A 20,760-nucleotide genomic window follows, 5' to 3' on the forward strand; every position below is an offset into this window, starting at 1 on the left:
TTGATTAGAGACGATCCGGTCCCGCCCTGGCGATCGACACAAGTTCTGCGGTCAACGGATCAGGCGAAAGGCCCCAGCGTGCGAGCGCTGCGTGGAACACGGTCGGATCGGCCGCCACGGCGGCGAATAGCGTCATCGATGATCGGAATTTGAGATCGTCGGGCGATCCGAACAGCTGATGCAATGACGTCGCCGGCGCCGTGGTCGCGCTCTGGGCGGCGCGGATGAGACGCGCCCCTAGAACCGAGTGAGTTAGGTAAGATTCCGCCTCCTCGAGCGATCCAATGCCATAGAAGGCGGCCGTCGAAGACCGTCCCAACGACCGGGCCTGGGGGAAGACGAACCACATCCAGTGGCTTGTCTTGCGACCCGCCGCGAGCTCGGCCATCGCCGTTTCGAACACGGAGTCTTGAGCCAAGACGAAACGGTCGAGCGCTAATGTCATTCGCCCGCCTCAGCCAGACTGGCGAACCAGTCTGCATAGGGGGTGTTTCGCGCCATGTGGCGATTGAAATCCGGCGAGCCGTCGGTCCACCAAACCGGCCCCCGCTCCCCCAGTCCCACCTTGGCCTTATCGACGCTCCGCCGAGCTGCGGTCAGTGCGTCTGTATCCTCAGCCGCCAGGGCAGTCCGCACCGCCCGGCGCGCCGACATCAGATCGTGCACCCGTTCGTCCCTCGCCTCAGCCGACAAAGCTGGATTGGAGCACCGCCACAGCCGACCTCGCATCACGAAATATCGGCCGTCGGGGGTGGTGGGATATCGGAGAGGCTGCGTCATCGTGGGGCTAACGCGCAGCGGGCCGGATGGGCGCCGCCCACAGCGCGATCCACGGCGCTGTTGCGATCCGCCTTGACTCTCACACGCTCGAATAAGAACAAATAAGGAACGTTCAGTTCGCATTCGGTTTCAGGAGATCATGTCCGCCGCCTCTTCATCCTTTCAGGCGCTCCGTACGGAGATCGCGCGCATCGAGGCGGGTCGACGTCCGCCCGGCGGCGTGCTGCCGTTCGGCCTTGCCGCGCTCGATCGCCGGCTGCCCGCCGGAGGACTGGCGCTCGGCGCACTGCATGAGGTGGCCGGCGGCGGCGACGGGGCCATTGACGGCGCCGTCGCGGCTCTGTTTGCGGCCGGCGTGGCGGCGCGCACCTAAGGGCCGGTGCTCTGGTGCGTGACCCGCCCGGATCTGTTCGCACCGGCGCTAGAGCAGGCGGGGCTGTCTTCGAACCGGGTCATCTATGTGGAGGCCGGCGACGAGGCCGGATTGCTGGCCGCCTTCGAGGACGGCCTGCGTCACGGCGGCTTCGGCGCCGTCGTGGGCGAAGTCGCCCGTCTGTCCATGACGGCGTCGAGGCGGCTGCAGCTCGTCGCCGAGGACACGGGCTCGCTCGGTCTGGCGGTCCGAAGATGGCGTCGTCAAGCCGAGGCGGCGGACTTCGGCCAGCCGACCGCCGCCGCCACCCGCTGGCGGGTCACCGCCCTGCCCTCCGCCCCCCTGCCCGTGCCCGGCGTTGGCCGCCCGCGCTGGTTTGTCGAACTGATCCGCTGCCGCGCCGGAGCCTGCGCGGATTTCGAATTGGAAGCCTGCGATGAGACGGGTCGTCTCGCTCTACCTCCCCACCTGGCCGACCGATCGGCTGCGACGCCGGCTTGGACCCGACGCGCCGTCGCCTGACACGCCCTTGGTCCTGGTCGGACGCCAGGGCCGCAAACGCGTGGTGCTGGCCGCCGACCTTGCCGCCCGCGCCCATCGTCTGCATCCCGGCATGGCCGCGACCCAGGCCCGGGCCCTGGTCGCCGATCTTGTTGTTCAACCCTTCGACCCCGCTGGGGATGCGGCCGCCCTGGACCAGCTCGCCCTCTGGGCGCTGCGCCGCTATGCGCCGATCGTTGCCGCCGACCCGCCGGACGGCCTGGTGCTCGACGTCACCGGGGCCGGTCACCGCTATGGCGGCGATGAGGGCCTGCTCGAGGATCTGATCGCCCAGACCGCCGCTGTTGGTCTGGACGCCCGAGCCGCCCTCGCTGACACCTGGGGCGCCGCGTATGCCTTGGCCCGCAACCTCGCCGAACCGACGATCATCGTCGCGCGCGGGGGGACTGCCGTCCGTCACCTGCCCTTGCGCGCCTTGCGCCTGCCCGCCGACATGGTCGATGGCTTGGGGCGTCTGGGGATCGACACCATCGGCGAGTTGGAAGCCAAGCCTCGCGCCCCATTGGCCCTGCGCTTCGGACCGGAGCTGATCTGTCGCCTGGATCAGGCCTACGGCCGCGCCCATGAGCCGATCACCCCGATCGACGCCCCGGAGTTGATCCAGGTCCGACGGGTCTTCGCCGAGCCGATCGGCGCGCCCGAGACCCTGGCCCGCTACACGCTCAAACTGGTCGAAGCCCTGAGCGGTGCGCTCGAAGCTCAAGGGCTTGGCGCGTCGCGACTCGACCTCCGGTTCGAACGGATCGACAACCGGACCGAAGCCATCCGCGTCGGCCTGGCGCGCCCCGTCCGCGATGTCGCGCGGCTCACACGCCTGCTGTGCGACAAGATCGAAACCGTCGATCCTGGTCTCGGCGTGGAGGCTATGGTCCTTGCGGCGCCGGTCGTCCTGCCGCTGGACTGGTCGCCGAACGCGGACGATCTGGGCGGTCCGGCGACGCCCGACATCGGCGATCTCGTCGATCTGCTCGCCAATCGTCTCGGCCCGCAGAACCTGTATCGACTGGCCCCGGCGCAGAGCGACGTGCCCGAACGCTCGATCCGCAAACTATCGCCGACCGCGCCGCCGGTGTCGGAAACATGGACGCGCCGCTGGCCGCGCCCCTCACGGCTGCTCGCACAACCCGAAGCCATCGAGGCCGTGGCGCTCCTGCCCGATCAGCCGCCGGTCGCCTTCAGCTGGCGCGGCGTTCGTCACCGCGTCAGGCGCGCTGACGGTCCTGAGCGGATCTTCGGCGAATGGTGGCGACGCGACGGCGAACGCGATGCGGTGCGCGACTATTTCCAGCTTGAAGACGAGGCCGGAGCCCGCTTCTGGGTCTTTCGACGCGGCGATGGCGAACAGCCTCAGACCGGCGATCTCAGCTGGTGGCTGCACGGGCTCTTCGGCTGACGCCTTTCGACCGGGGTCAATCTCGAGCGGTCCGCGCTGTCTAGGAATTGCTGACCGATCGTCCATTGCTGCCGCTTGTTGGTCGGACAACTAGCACGTCTGCATGGCTCTCCTCAGCAATACCGGTTTGACCAGGCCACTCTGACAAGCACGGGCAAGGCGAGGGATAGGCGGTAGCCGGTCGATACGACCTAATGCTCGTCAGGATCGCCATCGCGAAATCGCCACTTCATGATCAGGACGCACGCCGCCATGACCAGAGCAAAACTGTTTGACACCGTCACCGGCCAGGCCTGAGTCATGACGCCATAGACCACCCAGAGGATGAAACAGGTAACGGTAAGCGAATATGTCTTAAGGCTGACCGAAGACGCGTCGCGCTCTTTCCAGATCTTGAGGGCTTGGGGCGCAAAGCTCGTGATCGAGCAGACCGCCGCCGCTGTACCCACGATATTGGCTGTCAAGTCGCTCACGGGTGGGCAACGCCCCCCCTGGGTCACCGTTCCTGTGTGCGAAAACGCACCTCTACAGTGGTAAAGCCGTGCAGGCATAGGACGTTTCCAATCCTGATTTCTGCCCCGTCGGGCGTCGGCCTGTCTTCCCGACGACGACTTCGGGGGCCCGCAAAAAGAAGGGTTTGCGTGCTGAACCGTTGCTCGCTCTTGGGGGTTGACCCTTGGCAGGGAGCGCTGACCGTCATGACCATCGTCGATCCATTGGGCGTCGCCCCGATGCCTTCATTCACCAATGCGGCCGCGCTCGCCGGCATCGCGCTGTTCGATCCGAACGGGCACAATCCGGGCAATCTGCACGATCAGGCGTCCAGAGCGATGTTGGTGTCTCGCTTGGCGCGCCTTCTGCGGCTCCCGATCATTGATGTGGTTGAAGACGCGGAAGACGTCGGACCCGACGTCTTGCTGGTGCCTCGCGACACCCTGATCGGAGAAGACATGACCTCGCGCACGGTCTTCACCGCTGGCAATCTGTTGGGCGGCCGCGTTCCACACCGCTTCATCGCCACCAAGGCGATCACCCACGGCCTGATCGATCGGTCCGCGACCTGCCCGGCCGGCTGGTCCAACACCATGGCCGACCGTCTGGGCGATGCGGCTCTGGAAGGCTACACCGCCTTCTGCGTCGCCGACGCGATCGAAGCTGGTCGGCGCCTCCTCGAGACCGGGCCTGTCCGCGTCAAGGATGTTCTGGCCAAGGCAGGGCTGGGCCAGACGGTCGTCGAAACGCCTGAGGCGCTCGTCGCCGTCATCGCCGATCAGGACGAAGCGCAAATCGCCGCCTTCGGCGTCGTCCTTGAGGAAAACCTGCTCGGCGTGGAAACCTACAGCGTTGGAACCCTGTCGGTCGGCGGACTGCGCATCAGCTATGTCGGCGATCAGCGGGAAACGACGGATCACAGGGGACGCGAGGTGTACGGCGGTTCACGACTGAGGTGCGTCAGGGGCGATCTCGATCGATTGACTCACCTCGGACTGACCCCCGAGGCGGTGGAAGCGGTGCGTTGCGCCGCCGTGTTCGACGACGCCGCCCAGCGCGCCTATCCGGACTTGGTTCTGACCCGCCGGAACTACGATGTCCTCGCCGGCAAGGATGCGCGAGGGCGAAGGCGAGTGGGCGTTCTGGAGCAGTCCTGGCGGGTCGGCGGCGCGACGGGCGCGGAGATCGCCGCCCTCGAGGCCTTCGCGGCCTCGCCGGCGCTGACCTCCGTCGAAACCGCCACGGTCGAAGTGTATGGCCTCGCCGATGTCGGACCGGAGGATGTGGTCTATTTCCGGGGTGAGGACCCCAAGGTCGGGCCGATGACGAAATATGTGACGAGGACAGCGTGACTGAACCTGACGACGTCGAGGAAGGGCGGGTCCGACTGTCTGTCGACGGACAGAAGCTGACCGGCACGCTTCTGACGCCGGAAACCCCCGTGCCGGGCTTTCTGTTTGTCCACGGCTGGGGCGGCGATCAGGAAGAAGACCTGGGCCTGGCCGAGGATCTCGCTCGACTGGGCTGCATCTGTTTCACTTTCGACCTTCGAGGCCATGCCGAAAGCGATGCGAGCCGAGACGAGGTCACCCGGCAGAACGGATTGGACGACGTCACCGCGGCCTATGACTATTTGGCGTCCCAGCCGCTGATCGATCCCGGTGCGATCGGCGTGATCGGCACGAGCTACGGAGGCTATTTGTCGGCTCTGCTGACGAGCATCCGTGACGTGCGCTGGTTGGCGCTGCGTGTCCCGGCCCTTTATCCGGACGCGCATTGGGACGTGCCCAAGGCCAAGCTCGATAAGGACGCGGTGCGCGCCTATCGACAGCAACTGCGAACGCCGCGGGAAGACAAAGCGCTCTCGGCCTGCGCCGCGTTCGAGGGCGACGTTCTCATCGTGCAGTCGGGCAAGGACGATCGCATTCCGCCCGAAGTCATCGCCTCGTATCAGGCAGCCTTCAAGGACGCGAACTCGTTCAGCCACAGGATCATCGCCGAAGCGACCCATGCGATGCGCGATCCCGCCCATCAGCGGCTTTACGCCACTCTGCTCATGAACTGGGTCGAGGAAATGGTGCGGGCTAGCCGCCGGTCTTATCGGTGAACCTCTCGCCAGTGCTCAGCGCCCAGCGCAGCCGCACGTACTGCAGCCGCATTACCCGCTACGCCGCTTTCGTCTCTGGAACGCCGCGCGTCGCGCCTCGTTGATGGCGTAGGTAAAACGGAGACGCACCATGACCGACCTCTCGAACATCAAAGAGCATATGGAAGTGATCGGCGCCGACGGCGTCCATCTCGGCACCGTCGATAAGGTCGAAGGCGATCGCATCAAGCTCACCAAGGCCGACAGCGGATCGCATAGTGATCACCACCACTACCTCTCGGGCGGTCTGGTCGCCGAGGTTGAAGGCAATCGGGTGCGCCTGTCGGCAAACGCCGACAACGCCGCTCTTCTCGAGGAAGAAGAGGCCGGCGAGGCGATCGCCGACCTGAAATAGTGTCGATGACCCGAGACAACGATGCCGTGGCCGCACAGCTTCTGGCCATCCGCGAGCAGCTGACAACCAAAGTGTGGTCGACCGCCGCGGCCGCCGCGACGTCCGGCGACCACGAGCGCGTCCGTGATCTGGTGAAGCTGAAGGTCGATATCGAAGCCATCGACTTCGCCCTCGGACACCGGCCGGCGGGCACAGCTACGGAAAACGAGAGATGATCGACCTGAACACCGCCAGCGCCGACGCGTTAGACGGGATTGAGATGTTGCGCGGCCACGGGTTCGAAATCGTTCGCTATCGTGAGGAAAGAGGTCGTTTCACCAGCCTTCGCCAGCTCGATGAGGTACCGGGTTTGAGCGGCAAGACTGACGGCGTTGAAGCGCACGTTTCGGTCAAAGCCACGAGCCCAGCGACCCAGCCAACTTCGCAGTAGCGGTCCGATGCGTGGGTCGCCTGATCAAGATCGCTTCCTCACTAGAGAAGACGGACACTGAACTGCGTCGGCTTGTTGAGTTTCATTCGTACGGCGAGCCTGCGCTCTGAAAGACCGTAGTCCTAAAAGGGATTTGCAGGATCTTTTTGTGCAGCGGCGATTTCTGCCGGCGTTGGGTCCCGGCAAATGGTCAGTTCATCCGACGACCAGTCGACCAGTCCGAGATCCGCCATCGCTTTCAGCCAACCGTCCATCGGCCAGATCGACCAGGCGGCGTGGAAGCGTTTGGCGTTGGCGATCAGGGCGCGGAAATGCTGCAGGGGCGGATCATAGCCGTCATGATGTTGGTGGAAGACGGGCACACCGCCGGCGAAGAGCAGCGGCAGGCCCTCTCGCGCAATGCGAAACCCCAGATCCGTGTCTTCGGCGCCGTAGCCGACGTAGGTCTCGTCGAACCCGCCAAGCCGATGGAAGGTCGAGCGACGGAGCGCGAAAGCTAGAGACCAGAACAGGCCCGGATTGCCCTCCGGGCTTTCGCCTTCCCGTGGAAAGGGGCGCACGGGATGGGGTCGCCCGGCGGCGCTCAGATCAACTTCCGACAGGGGTCCCGGCCGGACGGCTCCGGCAGGAAGATAGAGCACCTCTGGACAGATGACGGCGTCATGCTCGGCGAGCACCGCCTGCATCCGGTCGCAAACTGCCGACGACACGATGCAATCCACGTCCAGAAACAGCAGGATATCGCCTGATGCCAAGGCGGCCGCCAGATTTCGGGCGGCGGCCAGAGGCAGAGCGTCGCCCGCCAGACGTTCGACGCGGACCGGAAAACCCACCGGCGGCAGCCTCACGGGCGCATCGCTCATGTCGACGACGATCAGTTCGTCGGGCGGCGAGGCGCTGAGCACCAATCCCTCGACCAGTCGGTCCAGATGCGCCTGCCGGTTGCGAACCAGCGTCAGAGCGGACAGCGTCGTCATCGCCGGCTCCACAAATCCAGCCGATAGTTCGGATGCCGTTCGGCGCGATCCACTTGCATGAGGTCCGACAATCCGAGCCAGAGGCGCTCGACGGCGTCGTCGGCGGTCTGGGGATAGTCGGTCTCGCCGGTCCAGTGCACCAGAAGGACGCGTCCGCCCTCGACCAGGCCGCCGGCGATGCGTTGCGCCGCAAAGTCCAGATCGGCGTCGCTCCAGTAGTAGGCGACTTCGGACAGGACGACGAGATCCAGCCCGTCCATAGCCGGACAGTACCGAGGGAAGGCCGCGGCCTCGAACCGGACGTTCCGCCGCCCCGACAGACGCTGACGCGCTCGCTCCAAGGCGGTAAGGCTGACGTCGATCGCCAACATACGATCGCAGACCGCGCTCAGCCGCTCGGTCAGGACGCCGCCCGCACACCCGACCTCGAGCGCAAAAGCCGCTCGCCGCGCCGACAGAGCGGCGATGGTGCGATCGAACTTGGCGGCCTCATAGGGGCTGGAGGCCAGATCCCACGGATCGGCGTCTCCGGCGAAGATACCTTCGAAATAGGCGGAGGTAAGCGAGCGTTCAGCCATAGGCGTCGCGCCGATACAGGGTGTCCGAGGCGGCCCGCAGCCCCCTCTGCGTCTCGAGCCGAAACCCCGGTCCGAACATCGGCGTCAATTGGCTCTGATGGGCCGACAAGGCGTAGGCCCTCAGGCCGGCCCTTAGAGGTCGCGTCGTAATCCGCAGCTTCGCCCCGGACGGAGCCGCCCCCCACACGACATAATCGAAAACGGCGAGAGGCCGGCGGGCCATACTGGCTGCGTGGTTGGCAAGCTGTGCCGCCGCCTGGTGATCGCAATGGGGATCGTCGGGACCCGTCACGGCGACCGCATCGACGCGCCGCTCGCGGCACAAAGCCGCGAGACGACGCGCGGTCGCCTCGAACGCCATGCTGCCAGGAGAAGCGGGCTGGGCATCGGGCCAATCCAGAAACACCGGCGGCGCAGCCGCATTCCCCGCCAACCGTCGAACGGCGCGCCCCGCCTCCAGGCGTCGGGTCCGGATGAGCCTCGCACGGGACGCCAAATCCGGATGGTCGTGCGAACCCGCGCCGTCGGTGAGGATCACGACGCCCGCCAACCGCCGGGCCTCGGCCGCCTGATGGATCAAGGCGCCGGCGCCCAGCGTCTCGTCGTCGGCATGCGGGGCGATGACCAGCCACCGCGCGGATCGCCAGGGTGAGCGCTCCAGCGGCAGGGTCGCCAGCCGGCCGATTTTCTCGCTCACCATAGGGCGTCGCCCTCGCCCCAGAGATCGCGATCCAGCCAGGTCTTGGCCGCCTGGTCCTTCGCATAGTCGGGTCCGGCCTGCCGAAGATAGAGGCTGAGATCACGGGTGATCTTGTCGATGCGCTCGCCGTCGAAGGCGCTGCGCGTCCCGACCGACCGCGCCGCCAATTCCATGACATCGAGGGCGCTGCGTTCGACGACGCCGCGCGTGGCGCGGGCGAAATCCCCGGCGTCCGGCGCTTCGGACGCCGCGCGGATCGCGGCTTCGCGGACCCAGAGCCAAGCCGTCCGCGTCGCAACGACCGCATCGGCGAAGCGCGCGCGCTGGATGGGATCGGCGCGGGCGGCGTCGGACAGCGCGTCGCGCATCGCCATGACCAGACCTTCGACGCCGCCCAACTGGACCGCCGTGAACCGCCACGCCCCGGCCGTGAAGCGCGGTTCGCGATCATAGTCTCCGGGACGTCCGAGCCGCTGATCGGCATCGACCGTCAACCCGATCACCTCATAGCGCCCGCTGGTCGTCGCGCGCATGCCGCGGACGCGCCACCCGCTCAAATCAGCCCTCTTCGGGTCGTTCGCCGGCACAACGATCAGCTGGCGTTCGCCCTGTTCCGGCTGGGCGGTGATGATGGCATATTCCAGGCCGCCCGCGCCGGTCGCGAACATCTTGGCGCCCTGCAGCCGGTCGCCGACCAGACGAACGCCGGGCGGCGGCTCCGTCGCCCAGACGCCGAACCAGCCGCCCTGCGCAAGGACCTTGCCGAGCCAAGCCTTCTGGGCCGGGTCCGCGTACCAGTCGAACAGCGCCAGGGCGTTGACGTGCCCTTCGAACAATCGGCCGACGCTAAGATCCGACCGCCCCACGCTTCTTAGAGCGCCCATCAAGGCCAAGGCCTTCTGGATTGGATCGTCAAAGGCCGTTCCGCCGCTTTGGACCGGAGCGAACCGCCGACCCCAACCCTCCGAGGCGAGCAGCGTCAAACTGTCGGCGGGATATCGCGGCGCGGCGTCGTAGCGCGCACCCAGCGCCCCCAATCTAACCTCAAGGTCTAGAGGCGATGACGCGGTCGGCGTTGTTTCCAGAGCTGTCATTGGCGTGCCTCAAGCTCTGATGCGAGATCGACAAGCCAGGGTCCGGCGGCGTCAATTCCCTGCCCGCTGATCTGCTGCCGATCGGCGGGCGACAGTGCGAGTGCTGACTGAAGGATGCCCGGCCATTGCTGCGCCTGCGGCCACTGCGCTAGGACGATCGAGGCGCCAAGCGCCGCCAACCGCTCGGCCTTCGCGATCTGCTCATTATAAGCGCGAGACTCGGGAAGACAGACGAAGGGCTTGTCGGCCGAAATCACCGCATTCAGAAGGCCGTCTCCCGCGCCTCCGACGACGACCTCCGCCTTGTTGATCTCGTCGTCGACGGCGTCGATCCAGCCCGCCAGCTTTAGGTTCGGCGGTATGACCGGTGGAGGCTCGATCGGCCCAACGCCGGTCCACATCTTCTCGGGCGTTGCCTCCGCAGCCGCTGCCAGCTTGGCGCCATCCAACGGTTCGCCGCCTCGCCCATGAACGACCAGGACGCCTGATCCACGCTTCGGTCCCGAATAGCGTTGGGGGGCGAAGTAGTGCGTCTTGTCCCGCACCTCCCTGGCCCCCATCCCATCCAGCTGCTCATGGAAGGGCGCAAGCAAGGCTTCTGCGCCGCGGAAGGCGTCCAGATGCGCCGGGTCCGATCGATCCCCCGCGAGGCGGACATAGACCACAGGCGTCGCACACAGCCGGGCCAGCATCGCCATCTCGACCGACACATCGATCACCACCAAGGCCGGCCTGGCGTCGCTGATCCAATGGGCGAACCGGGCGGTCCGCGCCCGGACGCCCGCATGGTGATAGGGGGCGTAATGCAGCGCCTCGGGCCGGACAGGCGCCTCGTCACAGCCGGAGAAGCGGTCTCCCTCGTGGGGCCTGTCATCCTCCAGATCCACGCAGGCGATGTCTTCGGTTCGCCCCTTCAGTCCCGTTCCAAGCAGCACAAATCGCTCGGGCGCAGCGGCGGCGATTTTCAGTGCGCGCTGGCGATGGCCGTCGCCCTGGTGGTGGACATAGTATCCGATCGGAGCCCTCACGCTGCGGCTCTCTCAACGCCGTCGGCCCAACCTCGTAAATCCATGTCGAGCGGCATGGCGGGCAGCTGGGTTTCCAATGCCGACAGCCGCCTGACGCTCGCCGCGTCGTGTCGCTGACCCCGGCGCCAACTCGCCCGCTGTCGCCAATGCGAAAAGTCCGGCGCCATGATCGGACCGCCGTTCCGCGCCTGATCGAACAAGCGGGTCATATCCTCCGCCATCCCCCCGGCGGCGCGGCCCGTGGTGCGTGCCGACACGCGGGTCCACACCGCCAAGGGATGCACAAGCCGGGCCCCCTGCGCCTGAGCGGCGATCACAAGCGCCCGATCCTCACCCGTCGGCTGTTCCGGCACGCCGCCGGCTGACAGATAAGCCGCCGCCGTGATGGCGAGGCTGGCCCCGGTGTGATCGCCATGCCGAGGGGCCGGATCATGTGGCGCAGGGTCGATTTCGTCCTCGATCGCGCGAACCTGGCGCCAGTAGGCGTCCCATAGTCGACGCAAAGCCGCGACATCCGCCGAGATCGGTTCCGCGTCATCCAGCACCAGCCGTCCACCCACCAGATCGGCTCCATCCGCGATGGCTGCGAGATTGGCGGACAGCCAGTTCGACGGCGGCCGCGTGTCGGCGTCCGTCGAGATCAGAAGGCCATCGGATCGATCTCCGAGATGCTTGAGACCGACGGACATGGCCGCACGCCGCGCCGCGCCGGCATGGGCGCGATGCTCTGGAAAGGTCTGCAGATCGACGACGATGTCCAGTCGATCCTTCCACCGATCGGCCGCGGCCTGGGCCTGAGGGAGCGAACTGTCCGTGGAGTTATTGATGCAGAGCGCGACCGAAATTCTGCCCGGAAGATCCTGCGCGGCCAGAGCGGCCAGAAGCACGGGAAGACGCCGTTCCTCATTCCGCACGGGCACGCAAACGCAGAAGGTAGGTTCGCCTGTCATGCGATCAGCCGATCTTCCAGCGCGTCATTGGCCTGCATCTGCCCTGCCGCAGCCGCCTGAATCATCTCGCCATAGAGTTTTTCATAGGCGGTGATCATCCGGCGCACATCGCAGGCCGCCTCGGCGCGCGCGCGGCAGGCTGACCGAGACAGGCCGACCGACCGGGCGATCGCGCGCGCCAGATCCTGCACATCGTCCGGACGGGCCAAGGCGCCACAGTCGGGAGTCAGAATCTCGGGAATGGCGCCGCGCGCGAAGGCGGCGACGGGCGTGCCGCACGCCAGCGCTTCGGCCACCACCAACCCGTAGGGTTCGTCCCAGCGCGGCGTGCAGACGAAGGCGGCCGCCTGCCCGATCTCCTTCGACAGCGTTTCGTGATCGAGGTGGCCGAGATAGGTAGTTTCGCGCGTCAACCTCGGAGCGATCTCGGCATCGAAATAGGCTTGATCCAGGATTGGGCCCGCGAACCGCAGGGCGACACCCGCCAATGCCGCCGCGTCCAGCGCCAGATGCAGACCCTTCTCGGGCACAATCCGCCCATACCAGATCAAATGCCCAGGGTCGTCGTGACGCGCACGCCACGGAAAGCGCTCCAGGTCGATCCCGTTCAGAATGACCTGATCGATCGGCCGCACTCGGGTCCATTGTTCGCGCATCGCCTCGGAAACGCCGACAAACCGCGCAAACGGCGCGCTCGCTTCGCGGATACCGCTTTCCAGCCAGCAAAATGGCGGCGTGTGGAGCGTGGTGACCATCGGCATCGGCAAGGTCTCGGCCATCGAGACCGGCAGATAGTGCAGGCTGTTGTTGTGGATGACATCGAACGCACTGCGTCGAAGCCGGCTCATCAATGACAGATAGGCGTGATGCTCTCGGAAGAAGGCGACGTCGCCCGCCTCCGCCGTCCCGACCTTGGCGATTTCCGTCTGCTCGCAGATCGCCTCTAGACCGAGCGCGGGGTCGGACAGGGTCGCTGCAAACAGCGTGACGTCATGACCGTTCAGCCGCAGTTGGCGACAGAGCAGATGGGTATGCATCTCCAGCCCGCCGGCGAAGGGTTCTGCGATCGGATATTTGAGATGTGCGATGACGCCGATGCGCATCCATACCGCCGTGATCGACAACCCGACCCCCCTCGGATCGGTCCATGGCGTAAAGCCTGAAAGTCAAAGCTATGCCGCGGCTATTCGTTCCTGTGTGCGGTAATGGTCTCAAGCAGATGGGAGGCGTTCGGCCTTTGAAGCCAGCAGAACCAAGAGCATTTGGTCGAGATGATCCGATGCAATCGCGCGACGGCTGCGGAGAGCAGTCAGCTTTGGAGCGATAAACTACGCAGCGCGTTCAGTGGACGAACTGAGAGGACCCAACCATGACCAACCTTGTCGCCTCCACATTCGCAACACGTAGAGACGCCGAGCTCGTGGTCGAACGGCTTGTCCAAACCCATGGCATGGAACGAGACGCCATTCAGGTCGCCCCTGAAGGCGAGGCGAACACGGTTGGAGACAGGCCTTCGGGCGGAGACTTCGAAGGCGACAGCCACAGCATCGACTCTCGGTCGGACGTGCCGATCGCCGGCCGTGTCAAAGTCGTCGTGTCTGCAGAAACCGATGACGAGGAACAGACGATACGCACCGCATTCGTCGAATTCGGCGCCAAGGACGGATGACCCTCATGCGAGCCGGTCCTCGGCTACGTCGCGTTGATCCTGTGACAAGGGCCGCAGCGTCCCGACGCCTCTGTTCGCAAGGATGACGTCCGTGGAATCGCTCATCGATGCCAAGCTTCATCGCCTCGGCGACCTCTCGAACGACGATCGCGGACGGCTTGGAGGCCTCCTAAGTGGGCGCCGTCGCGCAGCAGCCGGCGAAGCCTTGGTGGAAGAGGGCAATCGACCCACGTTCAGTACGCTGCTGCTCTCGGGATTTGTCGGCCGAGTCTCGACCCTGGCGGACGGCGGTCGTCAGATCACAGCGATTAGCATTCCCGGGGACTTCATCGATCTACATGGCTTTCTTCTGAAAACGATGGACCACAGCCTTGTAGCCTTGTCTGACGTCACCGTTGCGGTTGTCCAGCACGCCGACTTGAGGCGCGTGACGGAACACGCCCCTCGCCTTGCGCGAGCGCTTTGGCTTGAAACGCTGATAGATGCGGCCATCCACCGGCAGTGGCTGGTGGCGCTGGGACGCAGAGACGCAGGGACAAGACTGGGCCAGTTGATCTGTGAACTCTACCTCCGGCTGGAAGCCGTAGCCCTCGCCCAAGACCACACCTTCGAATGCCCTCTGACCCAATCGGACCTAGCGGACATGCTGGGGATGTCGACCGTCCACGTGAACCGCTCGCTCAAGGTCCTTCGCGACACGGGCCTGGTGCGATGGCGGAATGGTCAGGTGTCGATCGACGACTGGACGGCGCTGACCGAGCGCGTCGCCTTCGACGCCTCCTATCTCGATCTGAAGCTGTCTAAGTCCTCAAGCGGCGCGCCGATCGCGAGACGGCGGACGGCCTAAATCTATCCGAAGCTCATTAGCGCGCGGCCGCTGCGCCTCCATCTCCGCGCCTGCGGCGTCAGACGCTCGCGATCCGGTTGGGACCGGACACATAGCGCCTGACGGGCAGCCCAGCGATACGGCGAAGCCGATCAACATCGAGCAGGGAAATCGTCTGGTCGGACCGTTTGATCAGATTCAGGCGATCCATCTCGCGAAGGGTTCTGTTCACATGCACCGGCGTGATCCCGATCAGGTCGCCGAGATCGCGCTGGGTCAAAGGCATAAGGAACATGCCGCCCGGCGCATCGCCGCGTTCGGACAATCGATCGAACAGATTGGTCAGCGTGGCGGCGATGCGAACGTGTGCGGGCGCCTGACCAACCACGGCCAGACTTTCCATCAACGCGACACGCTCTTTCTGCGCACTCAGAAAGAGTGAAAGCGCAATCCGCGGATAGGCCTCAAATGTCGCTATCAGCCTGGACCTCGATATCGCGTGCACAGCGATGGGCGTCATGGCGGTCAGGCAGTCGACCGTTGTCGTCAGGCACAGGCTCGGCGCTCCCAGGAGATCGCCCGGAAGATGGACCTTCACAATCTGCTGCTTGCCCGATGCAAGCGCGATGGACGACGCGACCCAGCCCTGGGTCAGCAGATAGAGATGCGAAGATTCAGCCGCCTCATGACGCAACACATGGTGGCGAGGCCAATGCTGGACCGGCTCGAGAAGCCCGGCCAGCGCCGAACGCTCGCGAGACGACAGCGCGACGAATTCTCCCAGCCGGCCCGGCGCATCGGATGGCGAATCGATTGGGGCGGCAGGTCCTCATCCATGCCCCGCGTTCCCCCAAACCCGGCATGCCTGCACTAACCCATGTAAAGGGCTGTCCGACTCGCCGTCGGGAGTACTCTCGACAGGCTAGAAGCCTGTCCAAAATCGGACCTATGAAACTCAGCGGACGCACCAGGATTGGTTGTCTTTTGATCCGGCGAGAAGGCGACATGACCCGACATACGCCACACAGGGACAAGATTGATGATACGCGCGGCTTGGCGCAGGGCGGTCTAGGCGGCCCCGAGGACGAAATACTCGACGCGGGACAGGAGGAGGTCTTCTCCCGCACCGAAGTCGAGCTGGGCGAGAGCGAACACCACTGCGGTGAAGAGACGCCGGGGCTCAGGCCGTGACACACGGCCTGAAGACGCGTATTCCGGAAACAACGACGCACCTTTGCATCGACATGCAACGCATGTTCGCGGAAGGGACCGGATGGCATACGCCTTGGGCAGCCAAAACCCTTCCGGCCATCGAGGCGCTATGTTCTGCAAGGCCTGAAAGGCTGTGGTTCACCCGATTCATCCCCGCCGCAACGCCCGATGAGGCGGGGGGCGCCTGGCGCGACTATTGGCGGCGTTGGTCTACCATGACGAAGAACGCTCTCGATCCGGCGATGTTGGATCTGGCGCTTCCGCTTCAGCGGTTCGCGCCGCCTGCGCAGATCATTGACAAAACGGTCTATTCCGCCTGGTCAGGCACACAAATCCACAAGGCGTTCAAAGATCAGGGTGTCGATACGCTCGTCGTAACGGGCGCGGAAACTGACGTTTGCGTTCTCTCGACCGTGCTCGGAGCCATCGATCTGGGCTATCGTATCGTGGTGGTCAGCGACGGGGTCTGCAGTTCGGCTGATCAGCCTCACGACGACCTATTGGCGCTCTACAGCGACCGCTTCAGTCTACAGGTCGAAACTGCCGAATGCCGAGAGGTGCTGGAGGCCTGGGTGGCATGACCGTCCATCCTCCCGTTCTGCGCTATCAGATCCGCTACCGTGATGGCGGAGAGCCTGAGACCCTGATCTCAAACGACATGGCTGACGCCATGGCCCAGGCGTCTCAGCGCGCAAAAGCGATGGGTCAGGCTGTCGCCCTGTGGTGCGATGGTCGGTGGATCGCCGACGTCGATTCAGCCCCGTCGCTCCTCTCGCCCGACTTGATCGCAAAGCTCGTCCATGCCGGCATCTATGTATTCGGCGCACCGGTCCGAGACCGGTGACGGCCTGATCTAGGCCGCCTCGGCCGCGATGGCTTCGGCGAACGCTGGAGACCGCGGGCGATAGTGACAGCAGGCCAGGCTCGCGAGAACGGCCTCATCTTTCAAAAGGATGCGTCCCCGCACGGTGCGTAGGGCGCCGGCGGCGCGAAGGCTCTGACACGCCTGATTGATGCTGGATCGGCGCAGGCTCAGCAGCGCTCCGATATTCGATTGCGACAGCGCGATCTCGAAGCCACCGGTAGCGCGATGAATGTCCAGAAGAAAGCTGGCGACGCGAGAGACCGCCCCATGCGACATGGCGCACCTCAACCGCGCTTCCATCGACTTCAGTCGCTTGAGGCCGCCTGCAAGAAGAAATTGAACGCCTTCCTCACCCGCCTCCCGGCAGAAGGCCGCAACGGGCGCCCGGTACACCAAGCCGTTCGACAGCCAGAGCCCTGGGCTTCCCCCTGCGATGTCGATCAGGTCGCCCGCCGCAGCGACGCCGCAATGGGTTCCTCGTTTCCCGTCATCAAGAAGAAGACAACCGTCGAGAACGACAGCGATCTCGCCATCCGGACGATAGGGTCCGCCCGACACGACGGGAATGATCTCTCCCAGGCGTAGCGCGCGACTGCGACTTTCGAAGGAGAGCGGATCAAACGCCCGCCACAACGAAAGAATTTCCTCGCGCGGCTCTAGACATGGCGAGGTTTCGCCGGACGGTGTCGCAGGATCGAGCATAGGCGCATCCTGCGACTTTCCGGGCGTAGCGCACTTACATGGGTTAACTGACGCCTTCGTCCTCGATCAGTTCGGTCGTGATCCCTGCCCCAGGTCCCGCCCCTAGATCAGCGCCGGTTACAGGATTGCTGTCGGCGTCAGAGGCTGTTCGGGCCGCGAAGGCCTGGACAGCGGCGGCGTCCCGTTCGCCCAGTGAGACGCTGGCGGAGCCGTCGCCGCCGTCCACGGCGCCCTGCTGTTCACGGTCGTCGATGAACTCCCATTGCTCACCCTCATTCCAGGGACCGCGGGCATCGCCCTCTCCTTGGGACATATCGTAGTATTTGTCAGCGAAGGCAGGCAGGCCGACCAGCTTGCCTGCCGGGAAGTTCGGCTCCATGGCGTAGAGGGCCTTCTCGAAGGACTTCTGATGCGCCACTTCGCGCGTCATCAGGAAGTTCAAGGCGTCCTTCACGCCGGGATCGTCCGTGCAGTTGATCAGGCGTTCATAGACGATCTTGGCTCGGGACTCGGCGGCGATGTTGGAGCGTAGGTCGCAGGCGGGATCGCCGATCGAGTCGATGTAGGCGGCGGTCCACGGGACACCGGCGGAGTTGATGAGGGCCGGCGCGCCGCCATAGAGAATGGACGTCGTATGACTTTCACCGCCGCTGTTCAGCGAGGCGTACAGATCCGCCTCCTCCATCGCGGCTTCAGCCATCTGGCCTTTCACGCCCCGGTTCAGCATGGACACGATCGAGCCGATGACTTCGAGGTGGCTTAACTCTTCCGTGGCGATGTCGAGCAGCATGTCTTTGCGGCCCGGATCTTCGTCCGCTAAAGCCTGAGTGAAGTAGCGCATGGCGGCGGCGAGCTCGCCCTGCGGCCCTCCGAATTGCTCAAGCATCAGGGTGGCGAGACCGGGGTTGGGTTCGGACACCCGAACCGTATACATCAGGCGCTTGTTGTGCATGAACATGGTTGGCTCCTAGGACGTTGGAGCCTGGCAAACCGAAACAGTCTTGAGACTGTTCCCAAGGTCTCTTTTCCGACTTGAGTAGTTCACCGGGTCCGAAGCCACCGGCTGTGCCCGCTATTGGACAGTCGGAACAGACGCCCATGGGAGGCTCTTCAACCTTCTTTCACGGGAGGTTTGATGTCCCTCATCGACAAGGCGCTTGCCGCCGTCACCCCGCAGCCTGACGAAGCGACGCGCAAGTCGGCCACCGAGAAGGCTCGCGCCGCCTCTGAGACGGGGGACTGGCTGTCTATGGTTCTCGACCATCACGACGCCATCCGCGCCGCCTTCGCCCGAGGCCGAACGGCCAAGACCGCCGTCGAGAGAAACGCCGCTCGCGATGCGCTCGCAGTCGTGCTGAACGGCCATGCGCTGGCCGAAGAGCTGGTCCTCTATCCCGCCCTCGGTCAGGCCGGCGAAAAGATGCACGCGGCCCACGCCTATCTCGAGCAGACGACCACGAAGGCTCAGATGGCGGAGCTTGAGAATATCGCGCCCTTAAAGCCCGCCTGGCTGGACAAATGGGTCCACATCGAAGGCGCCGTTCTCACCCATATGTTCGAAGAAGAACGCGATTGGTTCCTGACGCTGAAGGCCAAGGCCGACCACCAGGTCCGTCTGGCTTCGCGTTACGCCGAAGAGTTCGAACGCTACGCTGGCGCGCCCCAGTCTCAAGCCGCCTGATTTCGACGACCCAGCCTCAAGGAGACACCGACAATGTCCGCTCCCGTTTCGACCGACGCCGATGTCCAGTCCCCAGCCTTTCATGACGACGATCAGGTGGAAGGCGCTTACGACTCCACCAGCGTCCGCGCCGTCATGATCAATCGCCCGCGTCAGGCGCTGTATGAGTATTGGCGCGACTTTCGAAACCTGCCCCGCTTCATGGAGAACGTGAAGTCCGTCGATGTTCTGGACGATGTCCGATCCAGCTGGACCGTCGCGGGCCCCGCCGGTGCGGAGATCGAACTTGTCAGCGAGATCATTGAAGATCGTCCCGGCGAATACATCGCCTGGCGGTCGACCGAGGACAGCGATGTCGATCACGAGGGCTGGATCGCGTTTCGCGACAACGCCTTCGGCCGAGGCACCGAGGTCCGTGTTCTGATCAGCTACGATCCGCCGGCGGGCGCCGTCGGCAAACTGGTCGCCAAGGTGATGCAGCGCGAGCCCCGGGTCCAGGCCCGGCGCGAGCTGCGACGTTTCAAACAGCTGATGGAGACCGGCGAAATCTCGACGTCCAAGGCTCCCGACGCGGCGCCGCGCGCCGACCGTCATTTCTGATCCAGGAAGGAATTCCCATGCGCGCCCTGACTTGGCACGGCAAACACAACGTTCAGGTGGACACGGTCCCCGATCCCCAGATCGTCAATCCCCGCGATGCGATCATCAAGATTACGGCGACCGCCATCTGCGGATCAGACCTGCACCTCTACGATAGCGTGATCCCCGGCATGTCCAATGGCGACATCCTCGGCCACGAGTTCATGGGCGAGGTCGTCGAGATCGGCCGTGGCAACACGAGCCTTCAGGTCGGCCAAAAGGTCGTCGTCCCCTTCGTGATCGCCTGCGGCTCCTGCTTCCATTGCGGCAAGCAGCAGTTCTCGGCCTGCGACAACTCCAATCCCGCCGACAAGTCTGACGCATCCGAGATCGCCTACGGTTACCCGGCTGCCGGGCTGTTCGGCTATTCGCATCTGACCGGCGGCTATGCGGGCGGCCAGGCGGAATATGTCCGCGTCCCCTATTCCGACGTCGGCCCGATCGTGGTGCCGGACGGGATCGAGGATGAGCGGGTCCTGTTCCTGTCCGACATCTTTCCCACGGGTTGGATGGCGGCCGAGAACGCGGAGATCGAGCCCGGCGACACGGTGGCGATCTGGGGCTGCGGCCCCGTCGGTCTGTTCGCCATCAAGAGCGCCAGATTGATGGGCGCCGGTCGCATCATCGCCATCGACCATCATCCACGCCGACTGGAGCTCGCCAAGGCGAACGGCGCGGAAGTCCTCAACTATCATGAGGTCAAGGTTCGTGAAGCCCTGATGGAGATGACCGCCGGCATCGGGCCGGACGCCTGCATCGACGCGGTCGGTATGGAGGCGCATGGCTTTTCGCCCGACAACATCATCGATGCGGTGAAGCAGGAAACGAAGCTGGGCACGGATCGCCAACATGTCCTCCGCGAGACGATCATGGCGTGTCGCAAGGGCGGCCGCGTGTCGATCCCCGGCGTGTATGGCGGACTCGGCGACAAGCTGCCGATCGGCGCCCTCATGCAAAAGGGGCTGACCATCAAGACCGGCCAGACGCATGTGCAGAAATATCTGCCCCAACTGCTGGACCTTGTCCTGGACGGCAAGATCGACACCACGGACCTCATCAGCCACCGCCTGCCGCTGGAGCAGGCCCCCGAGGCCTACAAAAACTTCCACGACAATCCGAACGAGTGGACGAAGGTCGTGCTCAGACCCCACTGATCGCGCCCGGCAGGCGGCCCCACAGGCCGAGGAGCGGCCTGCCGACGACGCCCTCCGGGCGTCCGTCCCCGGTTCGGAGCGACCGGGTGCCTGGAACAACCGCCCCGACCGGGAGGTTTCAACCCCGAGGGCCCGTCACAAGGCGGGCGCCACAA

The 20,760-nt window shown here is 65.0% G+C and carries 29 protein-coding genes; 16 read left to right on the forward strand and 13 right to left on the reverse strand.

The features are described 5' to 3' along the window. Positions 1-4: 4 nt before the first annotated feature. Positions 5-445 carry a DUF1810 domain-containing protein gene (locus E4341_RS12285; protein WP_165117621.1) on the reverse strand — a complete coding sequence of 147 codons (441 nt, stop codon included), beginning with the start codon at positions 443-445 and terminating at the stop codon, positions 5-7. Beyond that, positions 442-666 (reverse strand): hypothetical protein, encoded by a 225-nt coding sequence (locus tag E4341_RS12290; RefSeq protein WP_240893549.1) that lies wholly within the window; start codon positions 664-666, stop codon positions 442-444. Before E4341_RS12290 ends, E4341_RS12285 begins: the two co-directional genes overlap by 4 nt. A 253-nt stretch (positions 667-919) precedes the next feature. Between E4341_RS12290 and E4341_RS15780 the strand changes: the two genes are divergently transcribed. The 3 genes from E4341_RS15780 to E4341_RS12300 are packed head-to-tail and all read left to right on the forward strand — an operon-like array spanning position 920 to position 3,107. After that, positions 920-1,153, forward strand: a complete 234-nt coding sequence (locus E4341_RS15780; RefSeq protein ID WP_370458454.1) for a hypothetical protein — start codon at positions 920-922, stop codon at positions 1,151-1,153. A gap of 18 nt (positions 1,154-1,171) precedes the next feature. Next, positions 1,172-1,675: an ImuA family protein gene (locus tag E4341_RS12295; protein WP_370458455.1), complete on the forward strand. Its 504-nt coding sequence runs from the start codon at positions 1,172-1,174 to the stop codon at positions 1,673-1,675. Then, positions 1,590-3,107: a DNA polymerase Y family protein gene (locus tag E4341_RS12300; protein ID WP_165117624.1), complete on the forward strand. Its 1,518-nt coding sequence runs from the start codon at positions 1,590-1,592 to the stop codon at positions 3,105-3,107. The genes E4341_RS12295 and E4341_RS12300 overlap by 86 nt, the downstream gene beginning before the upstream one ends. Positions 3,108-3,298: 191 nt before the next feature. On the opposite strand, the gene E4341_RS12305 is transcribed toward E4341_RS12300, so the two are convergent. Then, a complete protein-coding gene (locus E4341_RS12305; protein ID WP_055753660.1) occupies positions 3,299-3,580 on the reverse strand; it encodes a SemiSWEET family sugar transporter in 282 nt (93 codons plus the stop codon). Between the two features lie 225 nt (positions 3,581-3,805). Between E4341_RS12305 and E4341_RS12310 the strand changes: the two genes are divergently transcribed. The 5 genes from E4341_RS12310 (at position 3,806) to E4341_RS12330 (ending at position 6,530) form a co-directional block, all read left to right on the forward strand. Further along, the gene (locus E4341_RS12310; RefSeq protein ID WP_165117625.1) at positions 3,806-4,951 is read left to right on the forward strand and encodes a DUF3182 family protein; all 1,146 of its coding nucleotides are present in this window, start codon (positions 3,806-3,808) and stop codon (positions 4,949-4,951) included. Positions 4,952-5,040: 89 nt separating this feature from the next. Beyond that, positions 5,041-5,706 (forward strand): alpha/beta fold hydrolase, encoded by a 666-nt coding sequence (locus E4341_RS12315; protein ID WP_205751290.1) that lies wholly within the window; start codon positions 5,041-5,043, stop codon positions 5,704-5,706. A 130-nt stretch (positions 5,707-5,836) separates the two neighbouring features. After that, on the forward strand, positions 5,837-6,100 hold the full coding sequence (locus tag E4341_RS12320) for a DUF2171 domain-containing protein (RefSeq protein ID WP_055805667.1): 264 nt from the start codon (positions 5,837-5,839) through the stop codon (positions 6,098-6,100). Positions 6,101-6,105: 5 nt separating this feature from the next. Further along, positions 6,106-6,315 (forward strand): hypothetical protein, encoded by a 210-nt coding sequence (locus E4341_RS12325; RefSeq protein WP_165117626.1) that lies wholly within the window; start codon positions 6,106-6,108, stop codon positions 6,313-6,315. After that, positions 6,312-6,530: a helix-hairpin-helix domain-containing protein gene (locus E4341_RS12330; protein ID WP_066551474.1), complete on the forward strand. Its 219-nt coding sequence runs from the start codon at positions 6,312-6,314 to the stop codon at positions 6,528-6,530. Before E4341_RS12325 ends, E4341_RS12330 begins: the two co-directional genes overlap by 4 nt. A gap of 122 nt (positions 6,531-6,652) precedes the next feature. On the opposite strand, the gene E4341_RS12335 is transcribed toward E4341_RS12330, so the two are convergent. From E4341_RS12335 to E4341_RS12365, 7 genes are read right to left on the reverse strand one after another with little or no spacing between them, the layout of a single operon-like run. After that, positions 6,653-7,507 carry a glycosyltransferase family 2 protein gene (locus E4341_RS12335; RefSeq protein ID WP_165117627.1) on the reverse strand — a complete coding sequence of 285 codons (855 nt, stop codon included), beginning with the start codon at positions 7,505-7,507 and terminating at the stop codon, positions 6,653-6,655. Continuing rightward, positions 7,504-8,085 carry a class I SAM-dependent methyltransferase gene (locus E4341_RS12340; RefSeq protein ID WP_165117628.1) on the reverse strand — a complete coding sequence of 194 codons (582 nt, stop codon included), beginning with the start codon at positions 8,083-8,085 and terminating at the stop codon, positions 7,504-7,506. Before E4341_RS12340 ends, E4341_RS12335 begins: the two co-directional genes overlap by 4 nt. Beyond that, a complete protein-coding gene (locus tag E4341_RS12345; protein WP_165117629.1) occupies positions 8,078-8,785 on the reverse strand; it encodes a PIG-L deacetylase family protein in 708 nt (235 codons plus the stop codon). The genes E4341_RS12340 and E4341_RS12345 overlap by 8 nt, the downstream gene beginning before the upstream one ends. Then, positions 8,779-9,822, reverse strand: a complete 1,044-nt coding sequence (locus tag E4341_RS12350; protein WP_205751291.1) for an acyl-CoA dehydrogenase family protein — start codon at positions 9,820-9,822, stop codon at positions 8,779-8,781. Before E4341_RS12350 ends, E4341_RS12345 begins: the two co-directional genes overlap by 7 nt. Positions 9,823-9,875: 53 nt before the next feature. Continuing rightward, positions 9,876-10,907 carry a glycosyltransferase gene (locus tag E4341_RS12355; protein ID WP_165117631.1) on the reverse strand — a complete coding sequence of 344 codons (1,032 nt, stop codon included), beginning with the start codon at positions 10,905-10,907 and terminating at the stop codon, positions 9,876-9,878. Continuing rightward, positions 10,904-11,794: a glycosyltransferase family 2 protein gene (locus E4341_RS12360; RefSeq protein WP_240893550.1), complete on the reverse strand. Its 891-nt coding sequence runs from the start codon at positions 11,792-11,794 to the stop codon at positions 10,904-10,906. Before E4341_RS12360 ends, E4341_RS12355 begins: the two co-directional genes overlap by 4 nt. Positions 11,795-11,853: 59 nt before the next feature. Continuing rightward, the gene (locus E4341_RS12365; protein WP_165117633.1) at positions 11,854-12,960 is read right to left on the reverse strand and encodes a glycosyltransferase; all 1,107 of its coding nucleotides are present in this window, start codon (positions 12,958-12,960) and stop codon (positions 11,854-11,856) included. Positions 12,961-13,226: 266 nt separating this feature from the next. Here E4341_RS12365 and E4341_RS12370 point away from each other — a divergent pair, with 266 nt between their 5' ends. Next, positions 13,227-13,526, forward strand: coding sequence for a hypothetical protein (locus E4341_RS12370; RefSeq protein ID WP_165117634.1), 300 nt, complete (start codon positions 13,227-13,229; stop codon positions 13,524-13,526). Between the two features lie 91 nt (positions 13,527-13,617). Beyond that, the gene (locus E4341_RS12375; RefSeq protein WP_165117635.1) at positions 13,618-14,373 is read left to right on the forward strand and encodes a Crp/Fnr family transcriptional regulator; all 756 of its coding nucleotides are present in this window, start codon (positions 13,618-13,620) and stop codon (positions 14,371-14,373) included. Positions 14,374-14,431: 58 nt separating this feature from the next. On the opposite strand, the gene E4341_RS12380 is transcribed toward E4341_RS12375, so the two are convergent. Further along, the gene (locus E4341_RS12380; RefSeq protein ID WP_205751293.1) at positions 14,432-15,049 is read right to left on the reverse strand and encodes a Crp/Fnr family transcriptional regulator; all 618 of its coding nucleotides are present in this window, start codon (positions 15,047-15,049) and stop codon (positions 14,432-14,434) included. 308 nt (positions 15,050-15,357) lie between these two features. Between E4341_RS12380 and E4341_RS12385 the strand changes: the two genes are divergently transcribed. The 3 genes from E4341_RS12385 to E4341_RS12395 are packed head-to-tail and all read left to right on the forward strand — an operon-like array spanning position 15,358 to position 16,408. Then, on the forward strand, positions 15,358-15,543 hold the full coding sequence (locus E4341_RS12385; protein WP_055753674.1) for a hypothetical protein: 186 nt from the start codon (positions 15,358-15,360) through the stop codon (positions 15,541-15,543). After that, the gene (locus E4341_RS12390) at positions 15,540-16,145 is read left to right on the forward strand and encodes a cysteine hydrolase family protein (RefSeq protein WP_165117637.1); all 606 of its coding nucleotides are present in this window, start codon (positions 15,540-15,542) and stop codon (positions 16,143-16,145) included. The genes E4341_RS12385 and E4341_RS12390 overlap by 4 nt, the downstream gene beginning before the upstream one ends. Further along, positions 16,142-16,408 (forward strand): hypothetical protein, encoded by a 267-nt coding sequence (locus E4341_RS12395; protein WP_156363152.1) that lies wholly within the window; start codon positions 16,142-16,144, stop codon positions 16,406-16,408. Before E4341_RS12390 ends, E4341_RS12395 begins: the two co-directional genes overlap by 4 nt. A 9-nt stretch (positions 16,409-16,417) precedes the next feature. Here E4341_RS12395 and E4341_RS12400 read toward each other — a convergent pair whose 3' ends face one another. Together E4341_RS12400 and E4341_RS12405 are read right to left on the reverse strand one after the other, a co-directional pair. Further along, entirely contained in the window at positions 16,418-17,131 is a 714-nt protein-coding gene (locus E4341_RS12400) for a Crp/Fnr family transcriptional regulator (protein WP_165117638.1), read from the reverse strand. 43 nt (positions 17,132-17,174) lie between these two features. After that, positions 17,175-18,089, reverse strand: a complete 915-nt coding sequence (locus E4341_RS12405; protein ID WP_165117640.1) for a manganese catalase family protein — start codon at positions 18,087-18,089, stop codon at positions 17,175-17,177. 177 nt (positions 18,090-18,266) lie between these two features. Here E4341_RS12405 and E4341_RS12410 point away from each other — a divergent pair, with 177 nt between their 5' ends. From E4341_RS12410 to E4341_RS12420, 3 genes are read left to right on the forward strand one after another with little or no spacing between them, the layout of a single operon-like run. Beyond that, positions 18,267-18,812: a hemerythrin domain-containing protein gene (locus tag E4341_RS12410; protein ID WP_165117642.1), complete on the forward strand. Its 546-nt coding sequence runs from the start codon at positions 18,267-18,269 to the stop codon at positions 18,810-18,812. Positions 18,813-18,845: 33 nt separating this feature from the next. Then, positions 18,846-19,412, forward strand: coding sequence for an SRPBCC family protein (locus tag E4341_RS12415; protein WP_165117644.1), 567 nt, complete (start codon positions 18,846-18,848; stop codon positions 19,410-19,412). 17 nt (positions 19,413-19,429) lie between these two features. Further along, the gene (locus E4341_RS12420; protein WP_165117645.1) at positions 19,430-20,605 is read left to right on the forward strand and encodes a zinc-dependent alcohol dehydrogenase; all 1,176 of its coding nucleotides are present in this window, start codon (positions 19,430-19,432) and stop codon (positions 20,603-20,605) included. The last annotated feature ends 155 nt before the right edge of the window (positions 20,606-20,760 follow it).

The organism is Brevundimonas sp. 'scallop', from assembly GCF_011045535.1.
GTDB lineage: Bacteria > Pseudomonadota > Alphaproteobacteria > Caulobacterales > Caulobacteraceae > Brevundimonas > Brevundimonas vesicularis.